The 21,114-nt window shown below is 34.6% G+C and carries 20 protein-coding genes and 1 tRNA gene; 12 read left to right on the top strand and 9 right to left on the bottom strand.

Annotated features, from left to right (window positions below; all coding sequences use genetic code 11):
* Positions 1–4: 4 nt before the first annotated feature.
* From rodA to QI155_RS09060, 6 genes are read right to left on the bottom strand one after another with little or no spacing between them, the layout of a single operon-like run.
* Positions 5–1,132, bottom strand: a complete 1,128-nt coding sequence (gene rodA / locus QI155_RS09085) for a rod shape-determining protein RodA (RefSeq protein ID WP_281321467.1) — start codon at positions 1,130–1,132, stop codon at positions 5–7.
* The gene (mrdA, locus tag QI155_RS09080; protein ID WP_281321466.1) at positions 1,119–2,873 is read right to left on the bottom strand and encodes a penicillin-binding protein 2; all 1,755 of its coding nucleotides are present in this window, start codon (positions 2,871–2,873) and stop codon (positions 1,119–1,121) included. Before mrdA ends, rodA begins: the two co-directional genes overlap by 14 nt.
* Positions 2,870–3,358, bottom strand: a complete 489-nt coding sequence (locus QI155_RS09075) for a hypothetical protein (RefSeq protein ID WP_068860268.1) — start codon at positions 3,356–3,358, stop codon at positions 2,870–2,872. The genes mrdA and QI155_RS09075 overlap by 4 nt, the downstream gene beginning before the upstream one ends.
* Positions 3,355–4,116 carry a rod shape-determining protein MreC gene (mreC, locus tag QI155_RS09070; RefSeq protein WP_068860266.1) on the bottom strand — a complete coding sequence of 254 codons (762 nt, stop codon included), beginning with the start codon at positions 4,114–4,116 and terminating at the stop codon, positions 3,355–3,357. Before mreC ends, QI155_RS09075 begins: the two co-directional genes overlap by 4 nt.
* The gene (locus QI155_RS09065) at positions 4,116–5,147 is read right to left on the bottom strand and encodes a rod shape-determining protein (protein WP_143600705.1); all 1,032 of its coding nucleotides are present in this window, start codon (positions 5,145–5,147) and stop codon (positions 4,116–4,118) included. The genes mreC and QI155_RS09065 overlap by 1 nt, the downstream gene beginning before the upstream one ends.
* Positions 5,148–5,197: 50 nt before the next feature.
* On the bottom strand, positions 5,198–5,602 hold the full coding sequence (locus QI155_RS09060; RefSeq protein WP_068860264.1) for an RDD family protein: 405 nt from the start codon (positions 5,600–5,602) through the stop codon (positions 5,198–5,200).
* Positions 5,603–5,746: 144 nt separating this feature from the next.
* Between QI155_RS09060 and QI155_RS09055 the strand changes: the two genes are divergently transcribed.
* Both QI155_RS09055 and ftsY read left to right on the top strand, forming a co-directional pair.
* The gene (locus QI155_RS09055; protein ID WP_281321465.1) at positions 5,747–7,447 is read left to right on the top strand and encodes a hypothetical protein; all 1,701 of its coding nucleotides are present in this window, start codon (positions 5,747–5,749) and stop codon (positions 7,445–7,447) included.
* Entirely contained in the window at positions 7,447–8,352 is a 906-nt protein-coding gene (gene ftsY, locus QI155_RS09050) for a signal recognition particle-docking protein FtsY (protein ID WP_068860258.1), read from the top strand. Before QI155_RS09055 ends, ftsY begins: the two co-directional genes overlap by 1 nt.
* Position 8,353: 1 nt before the next feature.
* Here ftsY and QI155_RS09045 read toward each other — a convergent pair.
* Positions 8,354–8,430, bottom strand: a tRNA-Met gene (locus tag QI155_RS09045).
* Positions 8,431–8,473: 43 nt separating this feature from the next.
* Here QI155_RS09045 and QI155_RS09040 point away from each other — a divergent pair.
* The 10 genes from QI155_RS09040 (at position 8,474) to QI155_RS08995 (ending at position 19,910) form a co-directional block, all read left to right on the top strand.
* Positions 8,474–9,073: an XTP/dITP diphosphatase gene (locus tag QI155_RS09040; protein WP_281321464.1), complete on the top strand. Its 600-nt coding sequence runs from the start codon at positions 8,474–8,476 to the stop codon at positions 9,071–9,073.
* 105 nt (positions 9,074–9,178) lie between these two features.
* Positions 9,179–9,826 (top strand): adenylate kinase, encoded by a 648-nt coding sequence (locus QI155_RS09035; protein ID WP_068860253.1) that lies wholly within the window; start codon positions 9,179–9,181, stop codon positions 9,824–9,826.
* 17 nt (positions 9,827–9,843) lie between these two features.
* Positions 9,844–11,229 carry a sulfate adenylyltransferase gene (gene sat, locus QI155_RS09030; RefSeq protein ID WP_068860251.1) on the top strand — a complete coding sequence of 462 codons (1,386 nt, stop codon included), beginning with the start codon at positions 9,844–9,846 and terminating at the stop codon, positions 11,227–11,229.
* 12 nt (positions 11,230–11,241) lie between these two features.
* The gene (locus QI155_RS09025) at positions 11,242–11,646 is read left to right on the top strand and encodes a hypothetical protein (RefSeq protein ID WP_068860249.1); all 405 of its coding nucleotides are present in this window, start codon (positions 11,242–11,244) and stop codon (positions 11,644–11,646) included.
* Between the two features lie 27 nt (positions 11,647–11,673).
* The gene (aprB, locus tag QI155_RS09020; protein ID WP_068860247.1) at positions 11,674–12,102 is read left to right on the top strand and encodes an adenylyl-sulfate reductase subunit beta; all 429 of its coding nucleotides are present in this window, start codon (positions 11,674–11,676) and stop codon (positions 12,100–12,102) included.
* Positions 12,103–12,130: 28 nt separating this feature from the next.
* A complete protein-coding gene (aprA, locus tag QI155_RS09015; RefSeq protein ID WP_068860245.1) occupies positions 12,131–14,119 on the top strand; it encodes an adenylyl-sulfate reductase subunit alpha in 1,989 nt (662 codons plus the stop codon).
* Positions 14,120–14,258: 139 nt separating this feature from the next.
* Entirely contained in the window at positions 14,259–15,512 is a 1,254-nt protein-coding gene (locus QI155_RS09010) for a CoB--CoM heterodisulfide reductase iron-sulfur subunit A family protein (protein WP_068860243.1), read from the top strand.
* A 3-nt stretch (positions 15,513–15,515) separates the two neighbouring features.
* Positions 15,516–17,750, top strand: coding sequence for an FAD-dependent oxidoreductase (locus tag QI155_RS09005; RefSeq protein ID WP_068860241.1), 2,235 nt, complete (start codon positions 15,516–15,518; stop codon positions 17,748–17,750).
* Between the two features lie 11 nt (positions 17,751–17,761).
* Positions 17,762–18,910 carry a quinone-interacting membrane-bound oxidoreductase complex subunit QmoC gene (qmoC, locus tag QI155_RS09000; RefSeq protein WP_068860240.1) on the top strand — a complete coding sequence of 383 codons (1,149 nt, stop codon included), beginning with the start codon at positions 17,762–17,764 and terminating at the stop codon, positions 18,908–18,910.
* Between the two features lie 61 nt (positions 18,911–18,971).
* Positions 18,972–19,910 (top strand): radical SAM protein, encoded by a 939-nt coding sequence (locus QI155_RS08995; RefSeq protein ID WP_068860276.1) that lies wholly within the window; start codon positions 18,972–18,974, stop codon positions 19,908–19,910.
* Here QI155_RS08995 and QI155_RS08990 read toward each other — a convergent pair.
* Together QI155_RS08990 and QI155_RS08985 are read right to left on the bottom strand one after the other, a co-directional pair.
* Positions 19,884–20,363 carry a metallophosphoesterase gene (locus QI155_RS08990; RefSeq protein ID WP_068860239.1) on the bottom strand — a complete coding sequence of 160 codons (480 nt, stop codon included), beginning with the start codon at positions 20,361–20,363 and terminating at the stop codon, positions 19,884–19,886. The genes QI155_RS08995 and QI155_RS08990 overlap by 27 nt on opposite strands.
* On the bottom strand, positions 20,341–21,060 hold the full coding sequence (locus QI155_RS08985; RefSeq protein ID WP_068860237.1) for a segregation/condensation protein A: 720 nt from the start codon (positions 21,058–21,060) through the stop codon (positions 20,341–20,343). Before QI155_RS08985 ends, QI155_RS08990 begins: the two co-directional genes overlap by 23 nt.
* Between the last annotated feature and the right edge of the window lie 54 nt (positions 21,061–21,114).

The raw sequence follows: 21,114 nt of genomic DNA, 5'->3' as shown, positions 1-21,114 counted from the left end.
CTCCTTATGGATAAAATAATTCAAACCTTCTCATTCTAACATTTATTATTAATGCAATGCCTATAAAATTTGCCAACAGGGTTGTACCTCCATAACTCATAAAGGGAAGGGGAATTCCGACTACTGGCATAATTCCTAAAGTCATTCCAATATTGATGAAAAAATAAAAGATAAAGATTGTAGTAAATCCGATTGATAGTAAATTGCCAAAAGAGTCTTTGGCTATAGTTGCGACTTTAAAATTTCTTATAAAAAATATTAAATATAAAGACAGCAATACAAGACAACCAAAAAATCCCCATTCTTCAGCAAATATAGGGAATATAAAATCAGTGTGTCTTTCAGGTAAAAATTTTAGAGGTCCTTGGGTTCCACTTAAAAAACCTTTGCCAAAAAATTGCCCAGAGCCAACTGTAATCATTGACTGGACGATGTTATAACCAATTCCTTTGGGATCTACAGTAGGATCAATGAAAGCAATTAATCGATTTCTTTGATATTCTTTTAATCCCTCCCATAAAATTTCCCATAGAAAAAAAACAGAGATTAGAGCAAGGCAGACAAAGAAAATTAATAGTCGGGTAGGTATACCTTTGTAAATTAGTATTATAAAGGTTATAAAAACAATAATAAGAGCAGTTCCTAAATCAGGTTGCTTTAAAATCAAAATAAATGGTAAAAAAGCAAAAATAATTAAAATTTTGATACTCTCAAAAATGGTAAGAGGTGATTTTTTATCGGATAAATAGGCAGATAAACTGATGACAAATATTATTTTAAAAATTTCTGATGGTTGAAAGGAAAAAAAGCCAAGATTTATCCATCTTTTTGCTCCCATGGCTGTTTTGCCTGAAAAAAGAACAATGATTAAAAGAAAGAGCCCAAAAAGGTAAAAAATAACCCAGAAATTTTTCAATTTGGTATAATCAAAGCTTACAAAAATAAAAAGAAATATGATAGCAATCGTGAGCCAGATTATTTGTTTTATATAAAAGGGAGGACGTTCACCCTCATCTAATGGTGGTCTTGTGGCAGAATAAATAGTTAGAATTCCTATAAAACAAATGACAATTACAGTGATAAAAGTTATCCAATCAAAATTTTCAATAAGTCTTCTGTCAATTTTCAACATTTAACTGTCTCTTTTTTAAAATGTATCCTTCAAGTATATTTTTTGCTACAGGAGCTGCAACTGCTCCACCGCTTCCACCATGTTCTATAATGACAGAGAAGGCAATTTCAGGTGTATCTAAAGATGCAAAGCCAATAAACCATGCGTGATGTTCAAAATGTTTATAAGAAAATTTTTCCTTCACCTTTTTACTTACAACTTGAACAGTTCCAGTTTTTCCCCCAAATTTAATCAAGTTTGAACGAGCCTGGGCAGCTGTTCCTGAAGGTTCGTTTACAACAGCTATTAGTGCGTCTTTTATGATGTCTAAATTGTTTTGATTTAAATTTAGTTTTTCAAATTCAGGTTGCATATTTCTTATTATAGTAGGTTTATATTTTATACCACCATTTACAATTGTTGCCATTACCAAAGCCATTTGAAGCGGTGTTACTTTTAAAAAGCCTTGTCCAATTGAAGTATTAAAGGTATCTCCAAGAAACCAATTTGTTTTTAAAACTTTTTTTTTCCATTCTTCATCTGGCACTAATCCGTTTTTTTCGTCAGAACTGAATCCCGTTGGACTTCCTAATCCAAGAGTTTTAGCATATTTAGATATTCGATTAATTCCAAGAATTCTTCCTAACTCATAGAAGTATACATCACAGGATTCTGCAAGAGCTCTTCTGAGGTTGACAGCCCCGTGTCCATCTTTTCTCCAGCATCCAAAAGTCCATTTTCCAAAACTTAATCCTCCATGGCAAGTAGTAAGAATCTGTTCAGGAGTTATCAATCCCTCTTCAAGTCCTGCAAGGGCTGTAATAACCTTAAATGTAGAGCCAGGTGGATATAATCCCTGAATAGCTTTGTTTAATAAAGGTTTTTTTGGATTATTTATTAATGCAGTCCAGTATTTAGGATCAATTCCTTCTACAAAAAGATTTGAATCAAAGGAAGGAGTGCTTACCAATGCTAAAATTTCACCGCTGTCAGGTTTAATTGCTATAAAGGTGCCATCATAATTTTTGAGTGTTTCATAGGCAGACTCTTGCAAAAAGGCATCTATGGTTAAATACAAATCTTCACCTTTTCGAGGAGGTATTTCTTTTATCAAACGAAGTTCTCTACCAAGAGCGTCCACTTCAACAACTTTTTCTCCTGGGATTCCTCTTAATTTATCATCATATATATACTCTAATCCAGCCTGTCCAACTTTAAAATAGGAAGGAAGCTCTCTAAAGGATGGATTGTTTTTTATATGTTCCTCAGTAATTTTCCCAAGATAACCAATCAGATGGGCTGTTGCCTCTTTATAAACATAATGACGTTTTATTTCAATTTCTATGATTAATCCAGGAATTTCAGATTTTCGTGCTTCAAGCATTGCAACCTCTTTAAATGTTAAATTTTCTTTTATTCTTATAGGGATATAGATGCTTTCAGGTTTTTTTTTAATTTTGTTTGCAATCTCTTCTTCAGGGATATTTAAAATTTCACTAAGAATTTTTATATCTATATTCTGTGTATATTCTGGCGACAATGAAACACTAAAGGAAGGAATGTTTTCAACTAAAGGTATTCCATTTCTGTCGTAAATAATTCCTCTTGGTGCTGGAATTTTTATGATTCTTACTCTGTTTTGTTCAGAAAGTTTGTTGTATACTTCGCCTTTAATTATCTGTAAATGAAAAAGTCTAATGACGATAATAAAAAATATGAAAAATATTAAACCCATATAAAATTTGTTTTTAAAATTGTTCACGGCTTTCTCCAGCTTATTATTAAACCTATTGGAATATTAAATAAAGCTCTTATTAAAATTGTTTTAATTAATAGAAGATTGTCAAACTGTAAGTTAAAAAAATAAATAATTATAATGCTATAGATTACTTCATCTAATAATGTTAAAAGAAAAACTATCAAACCCTTAAATTGTTCTGTCCAGTGAAAGAAAAGCTGTTTAGTTAAAATAACAAGAGATATTCCAGCAGTAGTTTTAGATATTATTGCAGGACCGATTATCCCCTGTGTTAAATCATCGAAGAAACCAATTAAAACAAAAAATAACATAGGCAATACTTCAGATGGTGTAATATTTCGTAGTTCTTCTTTCGGAAAAAAGTGTTCAATGACAAATTTATAAATTAATAAAATAGAAAAGTTTAATCTTATTGTAGAAATAGTTATCAATTCTTGGAAGAAAAAAGTTATTAATATGAGTATTGTCCATTTGAAAAAGTTTTTCATATGCTCTTTTTTATTACAGCAACCTCTTCAATATTATGCTCTCTTTGTATTGGTATGACATCTATTTTTTGAAAAAATCCTTCCTTTTTTGTTGTTGATTTTACAGCACCTACTAATATGCCTTCTGGGAAAATACCATCTAATCCAGAAGTTATAATTCTATCTCCTACAAGAATTTCTTCTTCAAGGGGAATATACTTTAAAAGGCATCCATTGCCTGTTCCGCTAAGTATTCCTTCTGTGCGAGTTCTTTCTATCCTTACAGCTACTGAAAAATTTGGATCAGTAAGAAGTAATACTTCAGAAAAATTAGAACTAACTGATATCACTTTGCCTACTAAACCATTAAATGTAATCACTGGAAAGTCTTTCTGAACTCCCTGATTACTTCCTTTGTCAATCCAGAGAGTTTTCATAAATTTATTGGATCCTTTAGATATAACATTTGCAATGGTGACTATATCTTTACGAGTTTCTTTTAAGTCCAGAAAAGATTTAAGTCTTTTATTTTCATTAATTAACTCTTGATATGATTTCTGTATTAGAGAAATTTCATAAAGTTGCCTTTTTAATTGTGTATTTTCTTCTTTTAAATAAAAAAAATCCTTTAATAAATCTTTTAAATAAGTTAAAGGAGCTAAAATTTGAGAAAAATGAATTTTCGAAAATGTTAATTTTCCCTTTGCCTGATAACTAATTAGAAAAAATGAAGCAAAAAGAATAAAAATTAACAGGAAAATAGTTAATTTTTTTATCATCAATTGACATTAATAGAGACTCTTCTTAATAAATCAAGCTTGTCAAGCATTGCACCACAGCCTCTTACAACCGCCTTTAAAGGGTCATCGGGAATTACAACAGTAACACCAGTATGTTCTCTTATAAGAATATCAAGTCCTCTTAATAAAGCCCCTCCTCCTGCTAAAACTATCCCCTTGTCAGCAATGTCTGATGCAAGCTCTGGAGGAGTATTTTCCAATGTTACTTTAATTGTTTCTATAATGAGATAAATTGGCTCATGAAGTGCTTCTCTGATTTCATCTTCTGTGATTGTTATAGCCTTTGGAATTCCACTTATTAAATCTCTTCCTTTTATTTCCATTGTTTTATTTGAATTTAGAGGATAGGCACTGCCAATGTTTATTTTTATAAGTTCGGCAGTCCTTTCTCCAATCATTAGGCTATATTTTCTTTTTATGTAGGAGATTATTGCCTCATCCATTTTATCTCCACCAACTTTTACAGCCTTTGAACAGACAATTCCGTCTAATGATATTACCGCAACATCTGTTGTACCTCCACCAATGTCAACAATCATATTACCAGAGGGCTCTCCAACAGGTAATCCAACACCAATTGCTGCTGCCATAGGTTCTTCTATTAGATATACTTCCCGAGCTCCTGATGCAATAGCAGCATCTTTAACAGCTCTTTGTTCAACCTGAGTTATACCTGAAGGTACACCAATGATAATTCTTGGAGAAATAAAACATTTTCTATTGTGAGCTTTATTTATAAAATATTTAAGCATTTCTCCTGTAGCATCGAAGTCTGCTATTACACCATCTTTGAGAGGTTTTATTGTAATGATATTTGCTGGAGTTTTACCCATCATCTCCTTTGCTTCTGTACCAACAGCAATAACTTTTCTGTTGTCTCTTCTCATAACTACTACAGAAGGTTCATCACAAACAATACCTTTGTCTTTAACATAAACCAACGTATTAGCTGTACCAAGATCAATAGCTAAATCATTTGAGAATTTACCAATTATTTTTTGAAGGAACACTCTTCGCCTCCTTTGTTTTGTTCATGATAATATTTTAAAATATTTTTTTGCTATTCTTCTATTACAGAAGTATTTGCTAAGTAGTCACCTAATCTTTTAGATTCTGAATCTCCTACAATCATTATAAATTCAAAAATAAAAATTATAATACCTAAAGCCCATCCAATGAGAGGTATTTTAAATAAAAGAAGGGCAAAAGCAAAGAATAAATTTCTTATAATTGAATCTCTAAAATTAGCAGGAGTATTCTGTTCTAATTTTACCACTCTTAAGTTCAAAAAAAATTTCCCTATACTCTTTCCTTTAAAAATTCCGTCACTGAGTAATATATAAAGAATACCTAAAAATAAGCCAGATTCAGGAAAAATTTTCCATATGCTGTAAACGACAATTAGATCTATAATTTTTGCTAAAACTCTGTAAAAAATTTTACTATGTCTCGGATTATTAGCCATTTTTATTTTTGTATTATATAATTTTATGTTTTATTATAAATAAGCACTTGCCTCTTTTTTGTATAAACAATTATGATAGGATACAATAAATTTTATGAATAAAGCAAAAATAGAAAACATAGAAATTTTAATGAGGAGGGAGAGATGGATAATAAATTTTTGAGGAAATTTTATTTTTGGGCATTATTTTTTTTCTTCTTTTTAGCCTCTTCTAATTTAAGTTTTGGAGAAATTATTGCTCAGCCAGGAACTTTTGACCATTTTCAAATTGAAGCTCCCGATAAACTTTTAGTAGGTAAAGACCATAAAATAATTCTTTATGCTGTAGATATTTTTGGCAATAAAGTAAATATGCCAAAAGATTTTGTTAGAGAATTAAGATTATCAACAACAGGTAATGCTCAAATAAATCCGAGCATTGTGAAATCTGATGAAATAAATTCCTCAGGGTTATCTATCAATATAAGAAATGAAAAATCAGAGGAGGTAGTTATAAGTCTCTATGAAAACAATCGTCCTTCTCCTGTTTTAGAAAAGAGAATTAAATTTATAGCTGATGCTCTAAATGCTTTATTTATTAAACATCCTGATTCAGTTAAGGCAGGCAAGGAATTTATGGTACAACTTTTTGGGGTCGATAAATATGGCAATTTAGCTTGTGATTATGACCCTAAAGAGATTAATGTATTTTTTAAGGGAGATTTAACTCCCGAAATTAAAGAATTTCAATTTTCTCCTTTTAATTGCACTGTAGATATCAAGCTTTATACAGAGAAAATAGGGAATTTTTATTTGGAAGCAGCTTTATTAAATAAAAATATCTATGGTAAAAGTAGAACAATTGAAGTTTTAAATGGTGACATAGCTTATTTTATAGTAAATGCTCCCCAAGAAGCAGTAGTCGATGAATCCTTTGATTTAACAATTATAGCCCTTGATAAATTCAATAACTTTGTAAAAGATTTTGCATCCAAGAAAGAAAAGATTATTGTTGAAGCAAAAGGAAAAGGCAAAATTTTCCCTTATGAACTCTTATCACAGGCTTTTTCAGATGGCAAAGCTAATATAACTCTTCGCTACAATATACCAGAAGATATTAAGATTATAGTAAAGCTTGCAGGAAATACCAATATAATGGGTGAAAGTAGCATTGTTAAAATTCAACCTCAAAAGGTAAAAAGATTTGAAATTTTTGCTCCAGATACAATCATAGCAGGTCAAAGATTTAAAGTAAAAATTGTAGCCTATAATCAACTTGATAAAATAATGTCAAGTTATAATTTATACGGTAAGAATGTAATTTTAAAAACAACAGGTACAGGGAATCTATCTCCGAATATTATCCCACCTTCAGCATTTAATCAGGGAGTAGCTATTGTAGATTTAACATATGACAGAGCAGAAAAATTTGATATTATTGCTACTACTGAACAAGAAGATATTCCATCTAAATATATTCATGTTGAAGAAAAGAAGAAAAAAGTAAAAACAAAGCATAAAAAAGATGCTAAGGGAAGATCTGTTCTTTTAGAGCTAAAGAATATAACCCAAATTGAGTCAAAAAATGAGTGTAAAGTTATTTTAAATATACCTAATATTGATAAAGCAGGCAGATATTTCCCCAAGACAATTAAAGACAAAAAAACTATGACAGTTCTAATTGAAATATCTCCAGCTATAAACAAAACTGAAGGACCTATAAATTTTGAGTCAGAATTTATAAAAGAAATTTTTGTAAAGGAAGAAAAGGAAAAAGTTTTGGTTAAAATTGTACTTAAGAACCCACTTAGATATCATCTTACTAAACAGAAAGATGAACTTATTGTTACATTTAGGAGAGCTTAATGGGGTTTTTTGACAAACTTAAAGAAAAGTTAACAAAAACTAAACAGACAATAATTGAAAAAATTGAAGCTATTGTTCCTGTTGGAAAGAAGATTGATGAGACAACAATAGAAGAAATTGAGGAGATTTTGATATCCTCTGATGTAGGTATAAAAGCAACAGAACAAATCACTGAACTATTGAAAAAAAGAGTTAAAGAGGGTGCCCTTAAGGATTATAATGATTTAAAGCTTCTTTTAAGAGATGAACTTTATAAAATTCTTGAAGACAATACATCGTTAAATTTATCAAATAAACCATCGGTGATTCTTGTTGTTGGAGTAAATGGTGTAGGGAAAACAACAACTATTGGAAAATTAGGGCACAAATTTGTCAGTAAAGGTAAAAGTGTTGTTTTTGCTGCTTCTGACACATTCAGAGCTGCTGCAATCGAACAGCTTGAAATATGGGCAAATAGAGTAGGAGCAGATCTTATTAAACATAAAAGTGGTGCGGATCCTGCTGCAGTGGCTTTTGATGCTTTGGAGCATGCAAAATCAAAAAATAAAGATATTGTAATTGTAGATACAGCAGGTAGACTTCATACTAAGTTTCCTCTTATGGAAGAATTAAAAAAAATCAGTAGAGTTATGAAAAAGTCCATTCCAGAGTCACCCCATGAGACTTTGCTTATTTTAGATGCCACAACAGGTCAAAACGCAATAAGGCAGGCAGCACTTTTCAATGAGGCACTCGGACTTACTGGTATTGTAGTGACAAAGCTTGATGGTACTGCAAAGGGAGGTGTAATTTTTGCAGTAAAAAAAGAAATAGGTATACCTATAAAGCTTATTGGTATTGGAGAAGGAGTTGACGACTTAAAAGAATTTAATCCTAAAGAGTTTGTTGATGCATTGTTTGATTAATTGGTTGCGGGGAGAGGATTTGAACCTCTGACCTTCGGGTTATGAGCCCGACGAGCTACCAGACTGCTCCACCCCGCGATCATTTTTAATATAACTTAAAAAATAATGCTTTGTCAAATATATGAAGATAGTTTTAGCATCCAGAAATAAGAAAAAAATCGAAGAGTTAAAAAGACTTCTTGAAGGTATCGACATAGAACTTCTCTCTGCCAATGATTTCCCTCATTTAGAAGAAGTTGAAGAAGATGGACAAACATTTGATGAAAATGCTTTAAAAAAAGCTCGATATGTAAGTCAACAAACTGGCTTGCCTGCCATTTCCGATGACTCAGGATTAGAGGTAGAAGCGTTAAATGGGTCTCCTGGTGTAAGGTCAGCAAGATATGCAGGAGATAAAGCTACAGATGAAGAAAACATCATAAAACTTTTGAAAGAAATGAATGGAATTCCTGATGAAAGACGTAAAGCTCGTTTTGTATGTTGTATTGCTTTGGTACTTCCTGATGGACAGGAATATCTATTTTGGGGATATGTAAATGGAAAAATTACTTTTGAACCAAGAGGTAATAATGGATTCGGATATGATCCCGTATTCATTCCAGAGGGTTACCAGAGAACTTTTGCCGAGATGGAACCTAATGAGAAAGATAAATTGAGTCATAGAAAAGAGGCTCTTGACAAATTAAAGGGATTTTTGGTAAAATTGCGCACTCGTTTATAAAGAAAACTTATTATAAAATTATAAAATTTAAGTTGCTTTTTATTCAATAATAGGTTAAATTATTAACCAAAGTATTTTTAATTAGCATGCATAAAGGAGGATTCAATGAGACTAGTATTCTTAGGTGCACCGGGTGCGGGGAAAGGAACTCAGGCAAAAAGATTGGTAGAAAAATATGGTATCCCTCAGATATCCACAGGTGATCTTCTTAGAGCAGCAGTTGCTGCAGGAACAGCCCTTGGTAAAGAAGCTAAGTCATATATGGATAGGGGTGAACTTGTTCCAGATTCAGTTGTTCTTGGAATGGTAAAAGAGAGGCTTTCTCAGGATGATTGTAAAAAAGGTTTTATTCTTGACGGTTTTCCAAGAAATGTTGCTCAGGCTGAGGCCCTTGATAAGATACTTGTTGAAATGAATATGCCTTTAGACCTTGCATTAAATTTGGATGTTCCTTTTGATGATTTGATGAAAAGGCTTACTGGAAGAAGAACATGTAAGTCCTGTGGTCAAATGTACAATGTCTATTACTCACCTTCGAAAGTAGAGGGTAAATGTGATAAATGTGGTGGCGAACTCTTTCAGAGAGATGATGATAAAGAGGAAACTATAAGAAAAAGATTAGAGGTATATAAAGCTCAAACAGAGCCACTAATTGAATATTATTCTAAAAAAGCAATTCTTAATAGTGTATCAGGCACAGGTAATATAGATGAGATATTTAATAGTATCTGTGCAATCTTAGAAAAAAAGTAAATTAAAGGAGGGAAGGTATGCCGGAAGTAAGAATTAAAACTCTACCACCGCCTCATGGTGGAAAGCTTGTTGACAGGGTTGTCCGTGACCCACAGATGGCAAGAAAATTGATGGAAAAATGCTCTGCAGTTTATGACATTAAGCCAACACTTTTTAAAGGCAATCCAGTAAGAAATGTTTACAGAGAAATCATGTCAGTATGTTATGGATTCTTCAGCCCTGTTGAAGGTTCTATGACAAAGGCTGAACTTGAAAGTGTTCTTGAAAAAAGAAGACTCTTAAGTGGATGGGTATTCCCCTATCCAATTCTTTTTGATATTTCTGAGGAAGATTTCAAGAAATTAGGTGTAGGACCAGGTGACTGGCTTCTTATCAGACTTAAGGGTGAACCTTTTGCAATTCTTGAAATTGAAGAAGTTTATGAAATAGTACCAGGTGATGTTGCAGTAAGAACCTTCGGAACACCTGAGAAAAATCCTGAAGTTGTAAAAGTTCCTTTTGATCAGAAGCATACAGGATACAATATTTACTGCTCATTAAATCCAATAATTCTTGCTGGAAAATACACAATAATTAATGAGCCAAAGTTGAGACCACCCTTTGATAGATTCTGGTATCCACCAAAAAGAGCAAGAGAAGAATTTGAAAAGAGAGGATGGACAACAGTTATTGCTCACCAGACAAGAAATGTTCCACATACAGGCCATGAAGCCTTGATGAAAAATGCTGCATACATTGGCGATATTAAACCTTGTGATGGTATTGTTGTCAACGCAATAGTTGGTGCAAAAAGAATTGGTGATTTTCCAGATGAAGCAATTGTTGAAGGTCATGAAATGGTTCATCTTGCTGGTTACATTAAACCAGAGCGTCATCTTGTAACCTTTACACTCTGGGATATGAGATATGGAAATCCAATAGAATCTCTGATTCATGCGGTAATCAGGCAGAACATGGGAATTTCCTTCCATATGTTTGGAAGAGACCATGCAGCATTGGGTGAGTATTATGATATCTTTGCAACCCAGATTCTCTGGTCCAAGGGTATTCCAAGCTTTGGATTTGATGCTCCACCATATGCAGTTGATGGTGGTTTCTATATAAGACCTCAAAACATTGAAGAGTTCTGGTTCTGTCCAAAATGTAAAGAGTTTGCCTATTCAGCAAACTGCTCACATAAAGGAATTTACTCCAGATACTCTGGAAGCTTTATCAGAGGACTTATTAATGAAGGTGTAATGCCACCTCCAGAGATTTACAGACCAGAAGTTTACAAGGTTGTTGTAAAATGGTGGCAGAAATTTGGATATCCATTTAACAATGAGAAGTATCTAAAAGAGAGAGAGGAGAGATTAGAGGTAGATCTCCCTCATATGGAACTTCCAGCTCATTTAAAAAAATAAAGGAGGTGAATAATGGCTAAATATTTAGGCGTAATAATTGATGAAAAAAGAATGGCAGCTATAAAGGGTACCCCCCTGGAGGAAAAAGTTGAATCCATTTTTGGTGGAGCATTAAGAAGATTAGTTATTGAAGTTCCCGATGACCTTGGGCAGAAAGTTATTGACCAGTTTACAAAGGCAAGATTTGATGCAAGAGGATTTATTGAGGAAACTCCTGCAGCATTTAAGAGAGCAATATTCAAAAGAATTGCTGAAATGAAAGAGTTATCAGCAGCAGTAGTAGAAAAGGTTCTTGCTGAAGACCTCGATAAAGTAAAAGAGGAAGCAGCAAAGGAAGACAAAGAACTTCCTGTTCCTGATATTGATATCAGTGATGTGCTGGAATTACAGAAAAATCCAGTACAAAAACCAGCATAATAAAAAAACAAAAAAGGAGGTTAAGCTATGCCAAGTTTTGTAATGGTTGAAAAATGTGACGGCTGCAAAGCCCAAGACAAGACAGCTTGTCAGTACATCTGTCCTAATGATCTTATGACTCTGGACAGAGAAAAAATGAAAGCCTTTAACCAGGAGCCAGATCAGTGCTGGGAATGTTACAACTGTGTAAAGATATGCCCACAGCAGGCAATCGAAATTAGAGGTTATGCAGACTTCTTCCCACTCGGTGCAAGCGTTATTCCAATGAGAGGTCAGGATGCCATTATGTGGACTATTAAGTTCAGAAATGGCTCTATTAAGAGATTCAAATTCCCAATAAGACTTACACCTGAGGGTTACTGGACAGCTGATACTATTTATAAAGATCTTCCTGAACCAGATTATTCAAAAATTAAAGGTCCTGGCTATTTCAATTATGAAGCCAGAAAAGAGTAAAAAATAAATTAAAGAAGGAGGTATAAAAATGGAAAAAGAGACTTGCACATTTTCATACTGTCAGAGACCAGAAGTAATTGAAATTGATACCGATTTTCTTATAATCGGTGGTGGAATGGCTGCTTGTGGTGCTGCATTTGAAGCATGCAGATGGGCAACACCAAAGGGACTTAAAGTAACAATGGTGGACAAGGCAGCAACTGACCGTTCTGGTGCGGTTGCAATGGGTTTGAGTGCTATTAACACCTACATTGGTGAGAATAAAGTTGAGGACTATGTTAGATATGTCCGTGCAGACCTTATGGGTATTATTAGAGAAGACCTTGTCTTTGACCTTGGAAGACATGTTGACAACTCCGTTCACATGTTTGAGGAATGGGGTCTTCCAATTTGGAAAAAGAGTGACGATGGTTGGTCATTAGATGGCTTCCAGGCAAGAGATCAGGGTAAGCCAAAGCTCAAAGATGGTGGAGTTCCATGCCGTTCAGGAAAATGGCAGATCATGATTAACGGTGAATCCTATAAGGTTATTGTTGCTGAAGCCGGAAAAGCAGCCCTTGAATACAATAGAAAAGCTCTCAATATCCCTCAGAATCACTTTGAGAGAGTATTCATAGTTAAACTTCTCAAAGATGCAAAGGAGCCAAATAGAGTAGCAGGCGCAATTGGTTTTAGCGTAAGAGAGAATAAAGTATATTTATTCAAAGCAAAAGCAATTCTTAATGCTTCAGGTGGTGCTGTTAATGTATTCAGACCAAGATCAACCCGTGAAGGTATGGGTAGAGCTTGGTATCCAGTATGGAACTCAGGTTCAGGATATTATCTTGGTATGAGTGTTGGCGCAGAAATGACAATGATGGAAAATAGATTTGTTCCTGCAAGATTTAAAGATGGATACGGACCTGTTGGAGCATGGTTCCTATTCTTCAAAGCAAAAGCAAGCGATGCTCTTGGAAATGATTACTGTGCAAAAGACACACCAGAATTCCAGGATGCTGTAAAGAAATATGGTAAATGGGCAGAGGCTCTTGGAACAGCTATCAGAAACCATCTTATGATGCAGGCAATGAAGCAGGGTAGAGGTCCAATCCTTATGAATACCCACACCGCAATGCAAGAGCTTGCAAAGCAGATGGATGCCAAGAGGCTTAAACATCTTGAAGCTGAAGCATGGGAAGACTTCCTTGACATGTGTATCTCCCAGGCAGGACTTTGGGCAGCTAACAATGTAGAACCAGATAAGTCTCCATCCGAAATTATGCCAACAGAACCTTATCTTCTTGGCTCACACGCTGGTTGCGCAGGTTTCTGGGTAAGTGGACCTGGAGACATTCCTGGAGCACCAGCTGAATGGTTCTGGGGTTACAACAGAATGAGTACAGTAAATGGACTCTTTATGGCTGGAGACATTGTTGGAGCCTCTGGACATAAATTCTCCTCAGGTTCTCACGCAGAAGGTAGAATAGCAGCAAAAGCAGCAATCGCATTCATCCTTGACAATCCTAACTATACGCCAACAATTGCTGAGGATATAAATGCCCTTGTTGCTGAACTCTATCTACCATTTGAACTTTATGAAAAATACAAAACCTATTCTACTGATCCTAAGGTTAACCCATACTACATAAAGCCAGAAATGTATCAGGCAAGACTTCAGAAGATTGCTGATGAGTACTTTGGTGGAATTGGAACATGGTATATGACATCTAAGACCATGATTGAAGAAGGATTAAGAAAACTTCAAATGCTCAAAGAGGATGCAGCAAGACTTGCAGCAGCAAATCTCCATGAGCTTCTCCGCTGCTGGGAGAACTACCACAGAACACTCTCCCTTGAAGCCCATGCAAGACATATCCTCTTCAGAGAAGAATCCAGATATCCTGGTTACTACTACAGAGGAGACTTTGACTTTGTTGATGACAACAACTGGCGTGCATTTGTCAACTCAGTGTATGATCCAGCAACAGATACATTTACGCTTAAGAAAGTCCCATACGTCCAGATCATTCCAGACTAATATGAGGTTGAAGAAGGGAGGGAGGCATCTCCCTCCCTTTAAAATTTTGGTTTTTGATTTAAAATAAAAGTTCGTAATGCAGTGCAAAGCTGTATTACGATTTTTTATGTTTATGATAACTCAATAAAGGAGGCTGAGAATGCATCATAATGGTAGCCCAAATCGAATATTGGTTATAGGAGGGGGATTTAGTGGTTTAACTGCAGGTATAGAGGCTGCCGAGACAGGAGCTGAAGTAATAATTGTAGAAAAAAATCCCTATCTTGGCGGAAGAGTAGCCCAGTTGAACAAATATTTTCCAAAAATCTGCCCCCCCCTATGTGGACTTGAAATTAATTTCCGTCGTATTAAAGTAAACCCGTTAATTAATTTTTATACGATGGCAGAGGTGGAATCTATTTCTGGTACTCCTGGTGATTATACGTTAAAAATTAAACTTAATCCAAGATATGTAAATGAAAACTGTACAGCCTGTAATGCCTGTACAGAAGCCTGCCCTGTTGAAAGAGATAGTGATTTCAATTTTGGTCTAAATAAAACAAAGGCAATTTATCTTCCTTTTGAACAGGCATTTCCATTAAGGTATGTTGTTGACAGAAACAAATGTCCAAAGGACTGCCCTGCTCCCTGTGTAGATGCCTGCAAATACAACGCTATTGATCTTAATATGCAAGCTGAAACCATTAATCTTAATGTTAATTCCATAATTGTTGCTACCGGATGGAAACCCTATGATGCTCAAAAAATAGATAATCTTGGTTTTGGTAAAGTTAAAAATGTAGTCACCAACATGATGTTCGAAAGAATTGCATCAAAGAATGGTCCAACAGGAGGACAGATAATTAGACCTTCAGATGGCAAACCTGTAGAAAAAGTTGCCTTTGTCCAGTGTGCAGGCAGTAGAGATGAGAATCATCTTCCTTTTTGTTCATACATATGTTGTCTTGCCTCTCTTAAACACACTCTTTATATAAAAGAGCAAAATCCAGATGCGGAAGTTTACATTTTCTATATAGACATCAGAACCCCTGGAAGATATGAAAAATTCTTCAATCAGGTCAAAGAACAAAGCGGGGTTAACTTAATTAAAGGAAAAGTAGCATCTATTGAACAGGATGCTGAATCAGATGATGTAGTTGTGGTTGCCGAAAATATATTAAATGGAGAAAAAATAAAACAAAAAGTTGATATGGTAGTTCTTGCCACAGGAATGCAGCCTGAGGGTTTGGAGTTTAAAGTTCCAGGTCTTAAGTATGCTGTAGATGGATTTGTTATTGATGCAGAGGGTATATATTCTGCAGGATGCGCAAAGAATCCTATGGATGTTGCAGGCTGTGGTAAAGATTCAACTGGCGCAGCCCTCAAGGCAATTCAGATTGGTGTAAGGAGGTAAGAAATGGAAAAGAAAATAGGACTTTATATCTGTAAAGGCTGCGGTATAGGTGATGTAATAAATACAGAAAAGATTGTAAACATAGCAAAAAATGCATTAAGAGTGCCTGTAGTAGCTGAACATGATGTTTTATGTAGCAAAGAAGGTGTTGAGTTAATTAAAAAAGATATTGCAGAGCAGGGTGTAAACAGTATAGTAATAGGGGGATGTTCACCAAGAGTTAAAACCTATGAGTTTACTTTTCCAGGTTGCTTTGTTGAAAGAGTTCCTGTTAGAGAGCTTGCTGTTTGGACAATAGAAGATGATGCTGAAAAACAGCTTGCCGCAGAAGACTACATTAAACTGGGGATTATAAAGGCACAAAAGGGAGAGGTCCCAGAGCCTTATATCATTGAGATTAACAAGACAATTCTTGTGGTAGGTGGCGGAGTCTCAGGAATGACAGCTGCGTTAGAAGCTGCGAAGTCAGGATATGATGTTGTTTTAGTTGAAAAAGAGGCTGAACTTGGTGGTTTTGCTCGTAAACTTTACAAAAAGGTTCCAACTGATGACTATACAAAAGGTGTTTTAGCTGATGTCAATATTGAGCCTCTTATAAATGAAGTTAGCTCAAATCCAAAAATTAAGGTTTATACATCATCAAAAATTGAAAAAATTGATGGTCAGCCCGGTGATTTCGATGTAACCATAGCAAAGAATGGCTCAACAGAGACAATCAAGATTGGTGCAATAATTCAGGCAACTGGATGGAAACCCTATGATGCTAAAAAACTCGCCAAAAAATATGGGTATGGCAAATTTAAAGACGTTGTCACAAATATTGAGTTTGAAGAGATTGCTAAAGCAAATAATGGAGTAATCAAAAGACCTTCTGACCACAGAGTAGTTAATTCGGTCCTTTTTGTTCAGTGTGCTGGACAGAGGGATCCTGAACATATTCCATATTGTTCTGGAATGTGCTGTGCAACAACCCTTAAACAGGCAAGATATGTAACTGATGGTAATCTTGATGCATCAGCAATGATTATTTACAAAGATATGAGAACTCCAGGAAAGCTTGAATACTACTATAAAGAAGCTCAAAATAACCCTGGAGTTATGATGGCTAAGGGCGAAGTTACAGGAATAAGAGAGGAATGGGATAAACTTATTGTTACTGTTGAAGATTCTCTGCTAGGTGAAAAGGTAGATATTGAAACAGAGATGGTTGTCTTAGCTACCGGTATGGTTCCTACAACAAAGGAGCCTCAAGATTATTTAATAGGACTTGCTCAAGCAGCTGCAAAGGGTGACGAAGAAAAAGCAAAATATATTGAAACAACTAAAAAACCTGAATTTATTCTTAATCTTGGTTATCGTCAGGGCCCTGAACTTCCTTTCCTTGAAGGAGGATTTGGTTTTGCTGACTCTAACTTTATTTGTTTTCAGTATGAAACCCGCAGAACTGGAATATATGCAGTTGGTCCTGTAAGACAACCAATGAATATGACTGAGGCACAGGAAGATGCCCGTGGTGCTGCACTTAAGGCAATACAGGTTCTTGAACATGTTGAAAAAGGAATGGCTGTTCACCCAAGAGCATGGGATACCTCATTCCCAGAACCAAATCTTACAAAATGTACAGCCTGCAAGCGTTGTACTGAGGAATGTCCCTTTGGTGCTATTGATGAAGATGAAAAGGGAGTTCCATTCTATAAACCAAACAGATGTCGTAGATGTGGAACCTGTATGGGAGCCTGCCCTGAAAGAATAGTTTCTTTCAAGGATTACAGTGTTGACATGCTTGGAACAATGATGAAAAATGTTTCAGTTCCAAGTGAAGACGACAGACCTCGTATTATTGTCCTCTGCTGTGAAAATGACGCATTCCCTGCAACAGAAACTGCAGCTCTTCACAGATTAAAACTTGACCCAGCAGTAAGATTTATTCAACTTAGATGCCTTGGTTCCATGAACCTTGTCTGGATAGCAGATGCTCTCTCAAGAGGTGTTGATGGAATGCTTCTACTTGGTTGTAAATTTGGCGAAAATTACCAGTGCCACTTTGCTAAAGGTAGTGAACTTGCCAAATACAGACTTGGTAAAGTTCAGGAAACTCTTGACAGACTTCAACTTGAGTCAGACAGAGTTCAAATGTACGAATTAGCAATTGATGAGTACTGGAGAGTGCCTCAGATTATAACAGAGTTTATGGATAAAATTAGAGAAATTGGTCCTAATCCATTTAAGGGCTTCTAAGGAGGGAAGACATGGACAAACCAGTAAAACCAGATTTACAATTTGCAAAAGAGATTATCAAAGCAGGTGGAGAATCACTAAAAAAATGTTACCAGTGCTCAACTTGCACTGTTGTATGCCAACTTTCACCTGATAAAGCACCCTTTCCAAGAAAGGAGATGCTTTATGCTCAGTGGGGAATGAAAGAGAAACTTTTCAATAATCCCGATATATGGCTTTGCCATCACTGCGGTGATTGTACTGCTTACTGCCCAAGAGGAGCAAAACCAGGTGAGGTTTTGGGTGCTGTCAGAAAACTTATGATTCAGCATTATTCTCCACCGAAATTTCTTGCTAAATGGGTTGCTGATCCAAAGTATCTTTTACTTCTGTTTTTATTTCCCTTGTTATTGTTCCTTGGAGAACTCGCAATTCTCGGCTATTTTTCAGGTACAGAAATTCCAAGAGGAGAGGGTGGTGTAATGGCTTATTCAGCTTTTCTTCCTGCTGTGCCATGGATTGATGTTCCCTTTATGGCAATTGCAGCTTTTGCTGTAATTTGTTTTTACCTTGGAGTGAAAAAATATTGGCTTGATTTGACTGCAGGAGTGGAGCTAAAGAGAAAGGATATTTATAACTGCATATACGAAACCATAAAGGATATACTTCTTCATAAGAAGTTCCAGTTTTGTACAAGTAATAAAGGAAGATATTCAGCTCATATGCTTGTTCTATATGCATTTATTGGTTTGGCAATAACAACAGGAATTGCTGCTTTTTATGAATGGGTATTACATTGGCCATCACCATATCCTCAGACAAATATAGTCAAAATAATTGGTAATACAAGTGGAATCGCTTTACTCATAGGCATGTTTTTAGTAATTGTTAACAGAGCAAAGAATTCTGCTCAACAGGGTATAGGAAGTTATTTTGATTGGTTCTTAATAACTGTAATATTTGGAGTCGGAATTACAGGTTTTATGGCACAGATTTTAAGACTTGCAGAGGTTGAAACCCTTGGTTATGCATCCTACATTGTCCATCTTGTTTTTGTATTTGTTCTTTTTGCCTATGCACCACACTCAAAGATGGCTCATATGGTTTACAGAGCAACAGCTATGGTATTTTCAAAGGCTGCAATGAGAGAAGAAAACATAAAGAAGGAAGAAGCAGCATAATTTATTTAAAAAGAGGCGGGAACAAACCCGCCTCTTTTTTGAATTTTTGGTAATATATCTTATGAAATTCACTCCTGCCTATTTAAAGCTTTCTGAACATGAATTTATAGAAAAAGTGGAACATGCTTTTGAAATAATAAAAAAATGTAGCCTATGTCCAAGAAATTGCAATGTTGACAGAACCGCTGGAGAAAAAGGAGCTTGTAAAGTTCTTGACAAACCCTATGTTTCAAGTTGGGGACCCCATTTTGGTGAAGAACGACCTCTTGTAGGAAGATATGGATCTGGTACTATTTTTTTTGGTTATTGCAATTTAGCATGTGTATACTGTCAGAATTGGACAATTAGTCATCTTGGAGAGGGAGAAGAAATTTCCTGTGAGGATTTAGCTGGTATAATGATATATCTTCAAAATTTAGGATGCCATAACATCAATCTTGTCACTCCAACCCATCAAGTACCTCAGATACTGAAAGCTCTTTGGATTGCTATGAATCAGGGACTAAAGATTCCTGTTGTCTATAATTGTGGGGGATATGAATCTATTAAAACTTTGAAAATTTTAGATGGGGTTATTAATATTTATATGCCTGATTTTAAATATTCCGATTCCGAAAAAGCGGAAAAGTATTCAAAAATAAAAAAATATGCAGAGGTTGCTAAAGAGGCTTTAAAAGAAATGCACAGACAAGTTGGTGATTTAATTATTAATGAACAAGGTATTGCTCTCAGAGGTTTACTTGTAAGACACCTTGTATTACCAAATAAGATAGCTGGCACTGAAGAGGTAGTGAGATTTATTGCAGAAGAAGTTTCAACTAATACATATATAAACATAATGGATCAATACAGACCCTGTTATAATGCTAATGAATATCCAGAATTAAATAGAAGAATAACCAAAGAGGAGTTTGAAGAAGCAGTAAATATTGCTTTAAAACACGGGCTTAAAAGAATAGATTGTTTAATTTATTCAAAGTTCGATTATTTCAGGTTTTAGATTTTTTAAGTCAAGAATCATAAATGTTGCCTTTCCATAGAGCCAACCACAAGCTTCTCCAGGATTTAAAATTAAAGTATTATTTACTGTTCGAATATCTATTTCATGCATGTGTCCGTATACGATAATATCAAATTTATCAGATAAGGCTAATTCATCAAGCATCTGAGGTTCATGCATGAGGGCAATTTTTCTACCTTCAATTTCAATATTTCTAATTTGTTTTTGTATTCTATCTCCATACATTTTCTTTAATAGGACTCTATCACCATCATTATTTCCGAAAACACCATAAAATTCTCCTTCGAAGTTTTTAAAAACTCTCCATGTAAAGGGAGAAACAAAATCTCCTGCATGAAGAATCACATTAATTCCTCTTTCTTTTAAAATTTTCAGTATTTTTCTAATATTTTCCATATGATCATGGGTGTCAGAGATTATTCCTATAAACATTTTCCTCCTCCAGATTTATTAAAATTTTGCCAAAAGGCAATTCTTGATAGGCTCTTACTATCTTAAGCCTTAGTAATTCCAACAATGCTAAAAAGGTAACTATAATTTCAATTCGACTTATTTTATTAAGAGATTGAGTATAAAAAAGTTCTTCGAAGGTGATATTCTTTTTTTCTTGTAAAATTGTCAAAATTTCTTTAATTTTATCTTCCACTTTTATTGTATCTTTTGGAATATAAATCCGAGGTTCGGGTTTATCAAGAAGTTTTTTTAAGGCAGATATAAGGTCAAATATGTTTAATTCTTGTATTAAAAATTCTTCTTCCTGAGCAGTTTTTCTTGTAAATGCCTTTGACCAGAAAATATAACGCTCTTTTAGTTTATTAGATATTTCTTTAAATTTTTCATATTCTACTAATTTTTCTACAAGTTCAACTCTTGGGTCTTCATCTTCATTATATTGCTCAGGCTTTGGCAGTAACATTTGTGATTTTATATAAATTAATGTGGCAGCCATTAATAAAAATTCTGAAGCTATTTCGAGGTCTAATTCTTTCATTAATTCAAGATATTCAAGATATTGTTTAGTAATAAGTGAAATTGGTATATCATAAATGTCAATTTTATTTTGCTTAATTAGATGGAGAAGTAAATCCAAAGGACCTTCAAATAAAGGTAGAGCTATTTGAATTGCCATTTTTTATTTTATCATATAAATTATTCATTCTGAGTTAGCCTTTTTAAATCTAAA

This window comes from Thermodesulfovibrio sp. 1176 (assembly GCF_029946585.1).
Taxonomy (GTDB): domain Bacteria; phylum Nitrospirota; class Thermodesulfovibrionia; order Thermodesulfovibrionales; family Thermodesulfovibrionaceae; genus Thermodesulfovibrio.
Note: the sequence above shows the minus strand (reverse complement) of the source record. Positions and strands in the feature narration are given on the sequence as shown.

Excerpts from the sequence above, each read along its gene's own strand:
- QI155_RS08985 (WP_068860237.1), bottom strand. The coding sequence starts at position 21,060 with ATGGCAATTCAAATAGCTCTACCTTTATTTGAAGGTCCTTTGGATTTA.
- QI155_RS08995 (WP_068860276.1), top strand. The coding sequence starts at position 18,972 with ATGAAATTCACTCCTGCCTATTTAAAGCTTTCTGAACATGAATTTATA.
- QI155_RS09040 (WP_281321464.1), top strand. The coding sequence starts at position 8,474 with ATGAAGATAGTTTTAGCATCCAGAAATAAGAAAAAAATCGAAGAGTTA.
- aprB (WP_068860247.1), top strand. The coding sequence starts at position 11,674 with ATGCCAAGTTTTGTAATGGTTGAAAAATGTGACGGCTGCAAAGCCCAA.
- QI155_RS09035 (WP_068860253.1), top strand. The coding sequence starts at position 9,179 with ATGAGACTAGTATTCTTAGGTGCACCGGGTGCGGGGAAAGGAACTCAG.
- QI155_RS09055 (WP_281321465.1), top strand. The coding sequence starts at position 5,747 with ATGGATAATAAATTTTTGAGGAAATTTTATTTTTGGGCATTATTTTTT.
- mreC (WP_068860266.1), bottom strand. The coding sequence starts at position 4,116 with ATGATAAAAAAATTAACTATTTTCCTGTTAATTTTTATTCTTTTTGCT.
- QI155_RS09025 (WP_068860249.1), top strand. The coding sequence starts at position 11,242 with ATGGCTAAATATTTAGGCGTAATAATTGATGAAAAAAGAATGGCAGCT.
- aprA (WP_068860245.1), top strand. The coding sequence starts at position 12,131 with ATGGAAAAAGAGACTTGCACATTTTCATACTGTCAGAGACCAGAAGTA.
- QI155_RS09060 (WP_068860264.1), bottom strand. The coding sequence starts at position 5,602 with ATGGCTAATAATCCGAGACATAGTAAAATTTTTTACAGAGTTTTAGCA.
- sat (WP_068860251.1), top strand. The coding sequence starts at position 9,844 with ATGCCGGAAGTAAGAATTAAAACTCTACCACCGCCTCATGGTGGAAAG.
- rodA (WP_281321467.1), bottom strand. The coding sequence starts at position 1,132 with ATGTTGAAAATTGACAGAAGACTTATTGAAAATTTTGATTGGATAACT.
- QI155_RS09075 (WP_068860268.1), bottom strand. The coding sequence starts at position 3,358 with ATGAAAAACTTTTTCAAATGGACAATACTCATATTAATAACTTTTTTC.
- QI155_RS09010 (WP_068860243.1), top strand. The coding sequence starts at position 14,259 with ATGCATCATAATGGTAGCCCAAATCGAATATTGGTTATAGGAGGGGGA.
- QI155_RS08990 (WP_068860239.1), bottom strand. The coding sequence starts at position 20,363 with ATGTTTATAGGAATAATCTCTGACACCCATGATCATATGGAAAATATT.
- qmoC (WP_068860240.1), top strand. The coding sequence starts at position 17,762 with ATGGACAAACCAGTAAAACCAGATTTACAATTTGCAAAAGAGATTATC.
- ftsY (WP_068860258.1), top strand. The coding sequence starts at position 7,447 with ATGGGGTTTTTTGACAAACTTAAAGAAAAGTTAACAAAAACTAAACAG.
- QI155_RS09005 (WP_068860241.1), top strand. The coding sequence starts at position 15,516 with ATGGAAAAGAAAATAGGACTTTATATCTGTAAAGGCTGCGGTATAGGT.